Source organism: Acetitomaculum ruminis DSM 5522 (assembly GCF_900112085.1).
Classification (GTDB): domain Bacteria; phylum Bacillota; class Clostridia; order Lachnospirales; family Lachnospiraceae; genus Acetitomaculum; species Acetitomaculum ruminis.
Genome location: NZ_FOJY01000012.1, coordinates 54,194 through 68,174 on the forward strand (window position 1 = coordinate 54,194; position 13,981 = coordinate 68,174).

General features: G+C 35.4%; 5 protein-coding genes and 1 pseudogene. 5 read left to right on the plus strand and 1 reads right to left on the minus strand.

Features of this window, described 5'->3' with window-relative positions; all coding sequences use genetic code 11:
- The 4 genes and pseudogenes from BM153_RS08880 to BM153_RS08895 all read left to right on the plus strand — a co-directional run.
- Positions 1-2,176, plus strand: a pseudogene (locus BM153_RS08880) (hypothetical protein); the annotation flags it as partial.
- Positions 2,177-2,266: 90 nt separating this feature from the next.
- The gene (locus tag BM153_RS08885; RefSeq protein WP_092872866.1) at positions 2,267-2,938 is read left to right on the plus strand and encodes an alpha/beta hydrolase-fold protein; all 672 of its coding nucleotides are present in this window, start codon (positions 2,267-2,269) and stop codon (positions 2,936-2,938) included.
- A 225-nt stretch (positions 2,939-3,163) separates the two neighbouring features.
- The gene (locus BM153_RS08890; RefSeq protein ID WP_092872868.1) at positions 3,164-4,198 is read left to right on the plus strand and encodes a uroporphyrinogen decarboxylase family protein; all 1,035 of its coding nucleotides are present in this window, start codon (positions 3,164-3,166) and stop codon (positions 4,196-4,198) included.
- A gap of 135 nt (positions 4,199-4,333) precedes the next feature.
- The gene (locus BM153_RS08895; protein WP_092872870.1) at positions 4,334-5,329 is read left to right on the plus strand and encodes a metal ABC transporter substrate-binding protein; all 996 of its coding nucleotides are present in this window, start codon (positions 4,334-4,336) and stop codon (positions 5,327-5,329) included.
- 208 nt (positions 5,330-5,537) lie between these two features.
- Here BM153_RS08895 and BM153_RS08900 read toward each other — a convergent pair whose 3' ends face one another.
- Positions 5,538-6,932, minus strand: coding sequence for a sugar transferase (locus BM153_RS08900; protein ID WP_177205629.1), 1,395 nt, complete (start codon positions 6,930-6,932; stop codon positions 5,538-5,540).
- A 411-nt stretch (positions 6,933-7,343) separates the two neighbouring features.
- On the opposite strand from BM153_RS08900, the gene BM153_RS08905 reads away from it, so the two are divergent.
- A partial coding sequence (locus tag BM153_RS08905) for a phosphodiester glycosidase family protein (RefSeq protein WP_177205630.1) occupies positions 7,344-13,981 on the plus strand: 6,638 nt, incomplete at its 3' end.

A 13,981-nucleotide genomic window follows, 5' to 3' on the forward strand; every position in this document is an offset into this window, starting at 1 on the left:
ACCGGAAGTAGAAATACCAATAGAGGAAATGCCAGTAGAAGAAGTGCCAGTGGAAGCAATGCCAGAGGTAGATTTATCAACATTAGAAGTGCCATTGGAAGAAGCACCGGCAGAGGCAGTACCAGAAATGGAAATACCAGTGGAAGAAGCCCCAGTAGAGGCAGCACCGGAAGTAGAAATACCAATAGCGGAAGTGCCAGTAGAGGAAGTTCCGGAAGAGGCAATGCCAGAGGTAGATTTATCAACATTAGAAATGCCGGTAGAGGAAATTCCAGTAGAGGCAGTACCAGAAATGGAAATACCAGAAGTAGAGATGCCAGTAGAAGAAGCCCCAGTAGAGGTAATGCCGGAGGTGGATTTATCCGAATTGGAAGTACCAGTAGAAGAAAATGCAGATATTTTTGAAACTGTTGATACAATAGATACAATGGATTTAGGAATAGATCAAACAGAAATGTCAGAACCGGATATTGGAGTAGAATTGGCTTCAATTCCGGAGATGGAAAGTGAAGATTTTGAGGATATATCAAATCCAGCTGAAACTATGGAAGATATGATGAATTTCGAATCCGGTGAAGAATTAGAGGGATTGTTGGATACGGATATTGCAGAGGATGGCCTTGGAAATATGATTATTTCAGAAGATTTGGGAATGGACGGCAATATGGAAGATGGTCTTGGATATGAAAATATGTTAGAGGACGGTTTGTCAATTGACGAGAGTCTGGATTTGGGATTAAATGAAGGTTTGGGATTTGGAGAAGGACTTGACTTAAATAGTGATTTGAATTTGGGAGAAAGTCTGGATGTAAGTTTAGAGGACAGTTTATCATTGGGAGATGGCTCAGAATTAGGTCTTGATGAAGAAATGTCCATAGATGAAGATTTTAACGAAATTTTGGACATAGGAGATTTAATAGAAGAAGGATTTGATGATAGTCTTGATGAATTAGGTGATCTTACATTGGAAGAAGAATTGGATACTTTTACCAATGTGGAGGATAGCTATAATATTTTAAATAGTGAGGAAGCAGGTGACTTGGAAGCAGTGGAGGAAAATCCAATGGAAGAAATAGCGGTAGAAGAACCACCAGTAGAACCGGTAGCAGAAATGGAAGTTCCAACCCAAGAAAATCCAGTGGAAGAAATAGCGGTAGAAGAACCACCAGTAGAACCGGTAGCAGAAATGGAAGTTCCAACCCAAGAAAATCCAGTGGAAGAAATAGCGGTAGAAGAACCACCAGTAGAACTGGTTGCAGAAATGGAAGTTCCAATCCAAGAAAATCCAGTGGAAGAAATACCGGTAGAAGAACCACCAACAGAACCGGTAGCAGAAATGGAAGTTCCAACCCAAGAAATTCCAATGGAAGAAATACCGGTAGAAGAACCACCAGTAGAACCGGTAGCAGAAATGGAAGTTCCAATCCAAGAAAATCCAGTGGAAGAAATAGCGGTAGAAGAACCACCAGTAGAACCGGTGGCAGAACAGGAAGCTGCAACCCAAGAAATTCCAACCCAAGAGAAAATTGAAGAAGTTTTAGATACTGAATTACAAGCAGAGGGGATGTCAAATATGGATGCAATAATGGGATTATTGAATGGAAATCAAAAAGAAGATGTCATATCAGTTGAGCAGATTTTTGATGAAGTAAATGAAGCACCAAAGGATCAGCCGGTTAGCAAATCTAATAGCTATCTGGAAATATCCATAGGAGAAAATGGCGGTTCGTATATTGCTTTTGAAATTCCTGAACTAATGATAACAAATATTTTCGGAAGCGGTGCAACGGGAAGCAAAACAGTTATGTTACTTGGAAATTACCTAAGTATTGCCTATGGCGAAATGATAGTAAGAGTAAATCTTTTAACCGGTGAGCCAATAGAAAAGGTATCCACAAGTGAAAAAGTTCAGTCAATTAACAAAAACATTGAAGCCATAGGAAGGGCTAATACGAAATGTATAGAAGAAAACAGTAGATTGTCAGAATATTTGAACAGCTTCCTTGTTATATTCGAGGATGCCACCCTTGTGGGACCTGTTAATGATTGTTTAAAAGAAGATGATTGCGGATTATCTTTAAAAACAAATGAGAATGGATTGCTTCAGGTAGTAGATGAAAATTCCATGGTTCATTCCATTGAAGAAATAATGCTTAAAGTAAGTCTTGGAAAATAAAAAATAAAAAATCACTAAATCGGAGTAAGGATATCGTTTATAATGAAAAATAAACGGATTCATACTCCGATTTTTTTAAGGAGCTAAATAATGAACAATATTATCGAAGGTAAAGAATGCTTTATTTACGGTGAAATATCCAGTAAAGATATAATTATTCAACCTGTAAATGAAAATGAATTTGAAATGCTTGAAAAAGAAATTGAGCTGATAAAAAACATATCAGGCAGAATGGATTTTTGCTTTATTGCAATTTTAATTGATGACTGGAATTATGAGCTTTCACCCTGGGGGAATGAAGGGGTTTTTAAAGGAAAAGATTTTGGAAATGGAGCAAGAAAAACTTTGAATTTCATTACTGGAAAGTTACTTCCTTTTGTTTTTAAAAATGAAATAAATAATAAGCGACTTTTTCTTGGGGGATACTCCTTATCCGGGCTTTTTTCCCTGTGGTCATGCTATCAATGTGATATTTTTTATGCTGTTGCAGTAGTTTCTCCTTCAGTATGGTTTCCAGGCTGGACTGACTATATTAAAAATCGAAACATTAAATGCAAAAAAGTATATTTAAGTCTTGGAAATAAGGAGGATAAAGTTAGAAATCAAATAATGTCAAAGGTGAAAGCTAATATTTGTATACAGTATGAATTAATTAAAAATTCTAATAGGGATATAGATATTAAAATGGAATTAAATCCGGGAAATCATTTTGCGGATTATGAAAAGCGTACTGGCAAAGCTTTTGCATGGCTGATAGAATAGGCATTTTTTGCTTCGTGTTATTTGCACCAAAGATAATATAAAAATTTCTGTATTTTTTTGTAAACTGTATAAATCGTACAAAAATTTCTGAAAATTATTGAAAATACTCGGTAAAATGTATAAAATTATATTTGTGAAAGAATTAGTGGTTTAGGATATAAAAATCCTATTTGCCACTAGCTTTTTAAATAAAGGGGTATTTCTTTAATAAGGAGGTAGTTATTAATGTTAACAAAAAAACAGAATTTATTGGAAACAATTCGAGGGGGAAAACCGGATCGCATCGTTAATCAGTTTGAATATGTAGCCTTAATGTTTGATCCATGTACTTTAGAAGCAATGGGAAAAGTTCAAAAAGGCGGTTCCTGGTTAAATGGATGGGGAGTTCGTATAGAATTTCCTGAAAATGTTCCGGGAATGTTTCCTGACACATCACCGGAGCATGTTGTTATTAAAGATATAGTTGATTGGAAAAAATATGTTAAAGCTCCAAATACTAAATTTTCTGATGAAGCATGGCAGGCTTGCCTTGATCAGGTTAAAGACGTAGACAGAAATGAAGTTTTTATAGCTCCATTTGTAGCTCCTGGTATTTTTGAAAAAATTCATTATCTTATGGGAATGGAAGAGGCAATGATTAATTTTTATGAAGAACCGGAAGCTATGCATGAGCTTATAGAATATCTTACGGATTATGAATTAGATGTTGCAAAGGAGATTTGTGACCATCTTCATCCGGATGCATTATTCCATCATGACGACTGGGGAAGTCAGTTATCCTCTTTCCTTTCACCGGCAATGTTTGAAGAATTTATTGAGCCTGCTTACAAGAAAATCTATGGTTATTACAAAGAACATGGGGTAGAACTTATAGTACACCACAGCGATTCTTATGGAGAAAATCTTATTCCTTCCATGATAAGAATGGGAATCGATATCTGGCAGGGAATAATGTCCACAAATAATATTAAGGCAGCCATTGAAAACTACGGTGGAAAAATTTCCTTCCAGGGTGGAATAGACAATGGTAAGGTTGATCGTGAAGACTGGACAAAGGAAAAAGTTTGGGCTGAGGCAAAAAATAATATTGATACAAACTACAGCGGACATTACTTTATACCGGCAACAGTTATGGGTGAGCCGGGAAGTATTTATCCGGGAGTTTATGATGCGGTTTCTGAATATATTGCAAAGGTTAATGCGGAAAAATATGGCATTAAAGAAGAAGTAAAATCCGCAAATATGATGACTCAAGGCTAAAAAATTACATATTGCCATACAAAAAGGCTTTCTCTAAAAAAATGAGAGGCCTTTTTTTATTTGACAAAAATATAAAATAAGAATAAAATAAAATTAATTTGCAAATGATTCGCATTTTAGAAAGGGGTAAAGCAAATGAAAAAAATAACAACAATGCTTTTATTATTAATGCTTACAGCTGTTATGGTAAGCGGCTGTCAAAGTACAAACAAGGATATTACCAGTGCCAAAGATGAGGAAAAGTCGGATAAAATATCCATTGTGACCACAATTTATCCGGAATATGACTGGGCAAAAGAAATAATTGGTGACAATGAAAACATTGAACTTACCATGCTTTTAGATAGTGGGGTGGATCTTCACAGTTACCAGCCAACTGCAAAAGATATTGCAAAAATATCAAATAGTGACCTTTTTATTTATGTCGGTGGAGAGTCTGATGGCTGGGTTGATGATGCTTTAGCAGAATCTACCAAAAAAGATCAGATAGTAATTAATCTTTTAGAAGTTCTTGGAGATGATGTAAAAGAAGAAGAAGTGGTAGAAGGAATGGAAGCTGAAGAGGAGGAAGAAGAAGAATCCGAGGAAGGGCCTGAATATGATGAACATGTGTGGCTTTCACTTAAAAATGCAAAAAAACTTTGCCAGGCCATTGGCGAAAAAATAATGGAAATTGATGAGAAAAACAGTGAAACTTATAAGGAAAATCTTGATAATTATATCAACAAACTGGATTCTTTGGACCAAGAATACGAAGAAACAGTTAAAAATTCTCCTAAGAAAACCTTATTGTTTGGTGACAGATTTCCTTTCAGATATATGATTGAAGATTATGGATTAAAATATTTCGCGGCATTTGTAGGTTGTTCAGCAGAATCGGAAGCAAGCTTTAAAACAATAACATTTTTATCTAAAAAAACAGATGAATTAGGTTTAAAGACTATTCTAAAAATAGAAAGTTCTGATGGAAAAATAGCTGAACAGATTAAGGAAAACACCAATACAAAAGACCAGGAAATTCTCACTATGGATTCTATGCAGGCTACAACAAAGGAAGATGTGGAAAAAAATGTAACTTATTTAAAAGTTATGACAGATAATTTAGAGGTTTTAAAGAGTGCTTTGAAATAAATATTTGAACGCAGTGTAAGCAATCCCCCGCTTCAAAAGCGTAAGCTTTAAGCGGGGGTATAAGCTTATTAGTGTCAGAAGGGGTTAAAGCCCCTTCTGACAGGTGGCACAAAGTGCCACTGCGTTCATGAGGAAGTAGCGAAGCGGATTTAAGAATGTCCGCTTTACTAAATTTTTATATGAAAATAAATAAGAAAAGGTGCTATTTTTACATAGCACCTTTGTTTCTTTTAAATACTTGCATAACAGTTACTAACATAATCTTAAAATCAAGGAATATATTCCAGGAGTCTATATATTCGGTATCTAATCTTACAACCTCATCAAAATCAGTTATCATGCTTCGACCGCTAATTTGCCAGAGTCCTGTTATACCCGGACGAATACTTAAGCGTCTCCATTGATCTGTTTGATATTTTGAAACCTCATCTAATGTAGGTGGCCTTGTACCTACAAGACTCATATCACCTCTAAGTACATTAAAGAACTGAGGAAGCTCGTCCATAGAGGTTTTTCTGATGAATTTTCCAACTCTGGTAACTCGCGGATCGTTTTCAACTTTAAACATTAGTCCGCCCTCTACCTTGTTTTGCTTCATTAAAGATTCTTTTTTATTTTCAGCATCTGTGCACATGCTGCGAAGTTTGTACATTTTAAACTGACGACCATTTTTACCTACTCTAGTCTGAGAAAAAATAACAGGTCCTTTAGAATCTATTTTAATTGCTATTGCACAAATAATCATTGGTATGATTGAAATAATTATTCCTATGATACTTCCCAAAATATCAATACCCCTTTTTACGGCACAGGAATATTTATTTAAGTTTACATTATGATATGTAACTACAGGATATGTACCCACACTGTAAATATAACTTTGCATTCCGCCTACATGGTAAGGAGCTAAAATAACCTTGGCTGTTACACCAATCATAAGACACCTACTTATATAGGAAGAAATATCTTCATCTTCACCTATACTTGACTGGAAAAATACCTGATCAATAGCATTATCGTGGATAAGTTTTTCCAATTCATCAAGATTTCCCAGATATTCTCCTCTGTTATCTCTTAACTGAGGTTTATCATTAATATAACCTATTATATTTATGTTCATATTACTTCTGTCAATGTAATGACGAAAACGCCCGAAATCGTTTGGATTACCCACTAAAAGTGTTCTGGCGGCATCCTTTGAACTGTATTTTTTTCTAAAAATTCTATTGGCAAAAGTACTGCACAATATAAAGAAGAAACTGAAACCTAAATACAAAAGGTAAAAATCAATATTTATTCTTGACTCACCAACTATAAAAAGTATAGCAGATATAATAGCTATTGATAAAAAGAAAGATTTTAGAACAAATTTGATAGTTCTGTCTGTATAGAAAAAAGTCGTTACCCTATACAAAGAATTGTTCGATGCCATTATCATGTATACACCGATAAACACCAGCCACAGCATAACATATCGTGGTTCAAACATTATTGAAATATCACCATAAGCAAAAATGGAAATCACGTATGCAATGAAACTGGAAATAAAATCCAAAATCATATGTTGTAGGTTAGTTGTTGCGTTTCTGTTATATTTACCCATATCCTTCTCACCACCTCTTGTAGCATACTCTATCAAAAAAAAGTCACACGTAAGTCTTATGAAAATAAAAACATGATACATGTATTACCTTTCAAACCCCGAATTCAATATATTCTACCATAATTTTCTAAAAATAAAAGTAAGAAATAAGGCTCAATTACAAAATTTTTATAAAATTTAAAAATAAAAACTCCTTGTAATATTGACCGGGAAATAAAATAAGTTAAAAAAAATATTGATAATATTGCATATAATTAAAGAAAGTTTCAAGAAAAATCTATCAAAACTGCAAGAAATTAACATTTAAAAGAAATAGCTGTTATATTATTCTCAGATTTATATCTAAAAATTTAAACAATTTTTATGAATACTTTATGACTAGCCGGGGGTCAAAAAAGAAAGGAGAAAAAGATGAAAAAGAAGATTAAAAGTGTGACTAGTGTCTTTTTTGCTTTTTTGATGGCAGTGTCCTTGCTTTTTGCAAATGTACTTGAAACTTATGCCAAAATAAAAGTAAATGGTTACACAAATCCGACAAATGGAAAAGATGTAAGAGTTGTCTCTTCTAAGGACTATACTTTGGTTCCGGGAGTGACGGAAACCGATGTCGTATTAAATGACAAAAGCGGAAATTCTCAGGCAAAAGGATATATGACTACCATTGAAAAAAGTGCAGATGTATCCATTAGAGCCACATATTCCGGATTTTACGACAAATACGATGCAGCTACTCAAACAAGCAGCTGGGAAGTGGGAAACTGGGATCTTACCAACACCACAAAACAGGCTGCAGTTTATGAAAAGGCTACGGGAGAAAATATAATCTTTGCAACTAACGGAGATTATTTTAACATGCAGACCGGTCAGCCTTTAGGACCTACATTTTTAAGAGGGGTAAATATTAATCCTGACAAAACTGCTTCAGAGCCATATTTTGCAGTATTAAAGGACGGAAGCTATGTTCTTAGAGATGCAGGAACAGACACAAGCGATGTGGAAGAAGCGGTGGGAGGACCGTTTTTCCTCGTTAGAAACGGACAAAATGTTTGTAATCCTGGAATGAACACACTCTTTCCTGTAAACTCCGTAGGATTTAAAGCAGACGGAAGTCTTGTATTTTTCCAGGTTGACGGAAGACAGTTTCCTAACTCCGTAGGTATGTCACAATATGAGATGGCAGCATACCTTATAGCTCAGGGAGTAGTGGAGGCTCTTTATCTTGACGGTGGTGGATCTGCTACAACTGTTACAAAGCGTGAAGGTGACAGTAAGCTTAAAGTAAGAAACAGCCCGTCAGATGGAAGTGAAAGATCAATTTCTTCAGGTATTTTTGTTATTGCCAATGCAACAAATGACGGAGTATTTGATCATGCATCCATTAGTCCAAATAATGAAGCTTATACACCGTCTTCTACAGTGCAGTTTACTGCAAAAGGTGTAGATTCAGCTGGTGGTGCGGCAAGTCTTCCGGCAGAAGGGCTTACATGGAAATTAAGCAAGGAAAGTGAAGCTTTAGGAACAATTGATGCAAAAACTGCTGTTTTTACATCCAACGGAAGTGTGGGAGAAGTAACAGCACAGGCATATTACGGGGATAAATTAGTGGGTAGTACCAGTGTGTCAATAGTTGAACCGGATGAGATTTATTTTAGTTCTACTTCGGCATCTCTTGACTTTGGTCAATCCAGCAATTTAGGTTTGGTTGTGAGAAACAATGGTAAAGAAGTAAATTACAAAGTTGGAGACTTTACATGGATTATTACTTCTAATACAGAAGGAGTACCTGATACTGCTGTGGGTGCCATGAATGGAAATGACTTTGTTGCTACAAGCAGTGGAAAATCTGTAAATGCAACAATTAAGGTTAATTATATAAAAGCTGATGGAAGCCTTTTGGCTGCTGAGATTGCAGTAGAAATCGGAAAACTTCCATGGGTAGCTGAGAACTTTGAGCCTGATGAAAATGGAAATCCTGTTAAGGGAGCGCATTATCATTGGGGAAAAAGCTCTTATGTAGATGCAGGTGTAACACCGGGTTATGTAGGAAATATATCACCTATAACCGTACCGGTGGATAATATATATTGTTTCAATAAAGAAATAAGATATGCCACATTAACTGCACCATACAGATTTACCGGAAATTACGAGAGTTCAGTTCCGGCAGCTGAAATCTTTAAACAAAACGGTTATAAATACTATTTGTGGCCGAATAATACAATTACAACCTACAATGCAGGAAGTGTTACTTCTACCACATCAGAAGAAGGTGGTCAGGTGCGTTTTGGAGATTATTCTCTTGAATTAAACTACGACTATGCTTCTTACAACGGTTCTGCAAATGCCAATTATTATATAAGATATTGTGGTGAACCGATAAAAGTTGAAGGAAAACCAACCCAGGTGGGTGTATGGGTATATGCAGATGCAGAAACCTATAACCTGGCAGGTTATGGACTTTATGCAGATATTGCAGTTTATAACAGTGATGCCGACGACTACAACACAAAGAACCTTCGATTGGTTCATGATACAGTTGATGCAAATGGAAATGTTAGTGTTTCAAGTGCCTTTGACTGGGTAGGATGGAAATATTGCTATGCTGATTTAAGTGCCTTAGAAAGCTATTACAGTGAATCTCATCCTTATATGATAAGAACTGGTGAAGGAATGTTTTGGTTAAGCTATCAGCCAAAAGCAGGTGGCGGAAGATATTCAGGAACTATCTATTTTGATAATTACCGTTTTGTTTACGGTACGGATTTAGACGACCTTGATAATCCGGTTATAAGTTCTATTAAAGTAAATGATAAAGCTTTAAGTGATGAAGATGTAACAATTGATACTAATGATATTGAAATTACTGCAGCATTTAATGATCCACAAGGAAAGAATGCTTCAGGAATCAATGCAACAGCTACAGTATTTAAGATTGACGGAAAAGAAATTGCCAGTGACGGAGACGATTCTTTTGCTACCACAAGAACAAGTCTTGCCAATGGATTACATAGTATTTCCGTTACAGTTTATGATAATTTCAATAACTCAGATACAGTAACAAAATACTTTACAGTAAATGCTTCTGAATCTGAAACAGCTACAGCTTCCATTACAGGTGCAAATACTGTTACCATGGGAAGCAATTATGAATTAACTCTTAAAGCTACAGGAAAGGTAACTAAGGTTACAGGAAATGTGATTAAAGTAAATTCAGACTTTGGTCAGCCAAAAGTTACATTTAGTGATGGCTTTAAAGGTGAATTTAAATATGAATCCACAGGATTTAAGAAAGCCAAAATGATTATTGAGGCAGAATGGACAGGTCAGGGCGAGGCTCCTGCAGATGTTGCAATTGCTACCTTATCATTTGATGTACCTACAAATTTAGACCCTGAAATTGACTTCTTTACTTATCAGGTACAAAATCTTGAGTGTACATCAGTAAGTGGAGATATTACTACAAGTTCTCAACCTTTAGTAAGTCTTAATTTAAGTGCTTACTACTCATTGGATGTTGGAATCAGTGTTTCCGGACAGGCAACTAAGCTTACAGTATTAGATCCTGATGGAAAGGCAGCAGCCGGCGTAGATGTATTCGTAGATGATGCAAATATCGGAAAGACTGCTGAAGATGGTACAATTATGATTGAAAAATCAAAAGTACTTACACCATCTTCCACATTTAAGGTTTATGCAAAGAAAGATTCAAAAATTTCATTTACATCTACTGTAATTGTAATGAACGGCTCCACCTCTTCAGTTGGAAAACCTGTAGGAATAAGTGTTACAGCAAGTAAAGACGGTTCAGACCAAAAGACTGTTTCATGGTTTGCCGATACAGCTTCTGCTGCAAAGGCAGTAGTGGAATATTCTACATCAGACAATTTGTCTAATGCGATAAAAGTTGAAGGAAATACCAAATTACATTCATTTAGCACAAGTAAAACAGCTTCAAGAATTAATTCTGCAGTTCTTAGTGGATTAAAAGCAGGAACTACTTACTACTACAGAGTAGGAGACGGAAATAATTTCTCTGAAATAAGAAGCTTTAAGACTATTGGCAAAAATGCCGATACAAAATTCTTTGTAATTGGTGATACACAAATGAGTGGAAGCGTTTCAGCAGATGCTTCAGATATTGCCTTATTACAGCAGATTGCCGGAAATGTTTCAGGATATGATTTTGGTATCCAGACCGGTGACTACATTGATAACGGTGGAAATTATCATATGTGGGAAGAAATTCAAAATGTATTTGGAAGCACATTTAACGGAATCGACATGATTCATACCATGGGTAACCATGAATACTATGGAGATTCTTCAGGAGTTGCAGCTTCTCTTGTTTACAACTTAGAAGGAAAAGACAGCTTATACTATTCAGTAGAATATGGAAATGTATATATTGCTGTTGTAAATTACAATGCAAACCTTAAAGAAGCTATGGATTGGCTTGTAAAAGATGCTAAAAACTCAAATGCAAGATGGAAAGTATTATCAATCCATCAGCCGGCTTATTATACAAATGTAAACGGCGGTAGTGAGAGATTCCACAAATATGTGCCAAGTGCAGCAGATGAGGCAGGAATCGATGTAGTATTCTCAGGACATGACCATTCATATGCCAGAACATTGCCAATGACAAATGGCAAAGTTGATGAAAAAGAGGGTACTGTATATTACATCTGTGGTGATTTGGGAGAAAAGAGCAGAAATATTAACTATAAGGCAGTAAATACACCTGAATTTAATTTTGCAAATATCTCTCAGGATTATGATGCATTATATATTTCAGTAGAAACCACAGAAACTGCTATGGTACTTAAAACCTACAATTCAGACAAGACATTACTTGACAGTTATAAGCTTGAGAAAAAAGCTTGTGAGCATGAAGATGGAAACTTTATCTACAACCGTCAGACAGGTAAATTTATCTGTGCTCAGTGCTCTAAAGAAGTTGACCCTTCAGATGTACTTGGATTTGTTACTGATTTTGAGACAGGAAGAAAAATGTATCATACAAGTGACGGATTCCAGACAGGTAAATTCTTAAATCCTGAAGATGATCAATACTACATGTTTGAAGCTAATGGTCTTGCTTACGACGGAATCTATGTGATAAATAATGCAACTATTGAATTTAAAGACGGACTTCCATGTGGAGGACAAAACGGATTCGTTGATTATAAAGGTTATAAATATTATTATGTAAACGGTGTGATGCAAAGAGGTTGGACACAGATTAATGGAAAAACATATTATTTCTATGAAAATTACAGAGCAGCCCGTGTTGGTGGAATGTGCACTGGAACAGTAACTGTGAACAAACATACCTATACATTTTATAATGATAAAAATAGTCCGGATTATGGTGTTCTTATAGAAGGCTCATTTGCTAAGGATAAAAAAGGTTATATGCAATACTGGTGGGCAGGAAAATATGTAACCGGATGGCAAGAGCTTACAGTAAATGGTGTTAAAAACACTTATTATTTCAATGATAAAGGTTATAGAACTGAGAATACCGTAGCTATATTAGACGGAAAGCTTTGCAAATTTAATTCAGAAGGAGTTTTGGTTGAAAGTCAGAATATTCCGACTGAAGATGGAATGATAAAATTTGACGGAAAAACCTACTATGTTGAAAATGGTCAGATTAAATCCGGATGGGTTGAAGTTAAAGAAAATAATGAGACAAAGACTTATTACTTTGATGAATCAACAAATGCAATGGCTACCGGAAAAGTTAAAATCAGTGGACATACCTATGAGTTTAACAATGAAGGAGTACTTGTTAAAGGAGAATTCTATGATGTATATGTTAAAAACAGCTATAAGGGTACTCAATACTGGTGGGCAGGAAAATATGTAGTTGGAGAAAGAGCAATTGACGGAAAAACTTATGTATTTGACTCAAAAGGCTACATGTTAAAAGGTTTACAAAAGATTGACGGTATTTACTATGACTTTGGTAAAGAAGGAATCCGCTCAGAAAAACCTTACACAGGCTTCTATGATGAAGGAAGTAAGACCTACTACTTCGAAAGCGGTGTTAAAGTTACAGGTTGGAAAGAGATAGAAGGTTATTATTATTACTTCCACCAAAATACAAAAGCTTCAACTTGTGGTTATATGTACACCGGAAGTGTTACTATAAGCAAAGTAAATTATATCTTTGCCAATGACGGAAAACTTACGGAGCCTGGAATCTATACTGACAAAAAGGGAACAAAACGTTACCTTGCAGGAGAATACTTAAAAGGTTTCCAAAAGATAGGAGATGACACCTACTACTTTGATGAGACAAACGGTTATATGTATAAAGGCTCATTAAAGCTTGAAGATAAGGTATATATCTTCAATGATGAAGGAAAACTTGTTGAAACTTTAGAAGTTAAAGAATTAAATGGTCTGGTAACAATAGATGGAAAAACCTATTTCTATGAAAACAATGACGCTGTAACAGGCTGGAAAGAAATAGATGGAAAATACTATTACTTCGACAAGAATACAAAGGCAGCCCTTACCGGAGAAAACCAGACTGTAGACAAACATAAATACAACTTTGATGCAAGTGGAGTTCTTCTTTCAGGAGAAAAATTCTACAAAGGAGCAAGAGGTTATCAATACTTCTTCGCCGGACATTATGTAACCGGAGAGCAGGTAATTGACGGTAATATCTATTACTTTGATTCCAGAGGTTATATGCAAACCGGAGTGGTAAAAGATGGTGACTTATATTATTACTTTGGCCAAACTGAGACAGTTGACTATGGCATCCGTTTGGAACAGCCTTATACGGGATTTGCAATATTTAGCGGAAAGAAATATTACATTAAAGATGGAGTAAAACAAACGGGATGGCAGGTAATTAACGGAAACATCTATTACTTACACCAAAACCAAGCTTCCTCAAGCAATGGTTATATTTATACCGGAACCAAAAAAATTAGTGGCGTAACCTATATCTTTAATACTGATGATATAAATAGTGAAAACTATGGAAAACTTGAAGAATTAGGAAGCCTTACAAAGAAAAACATAACCAG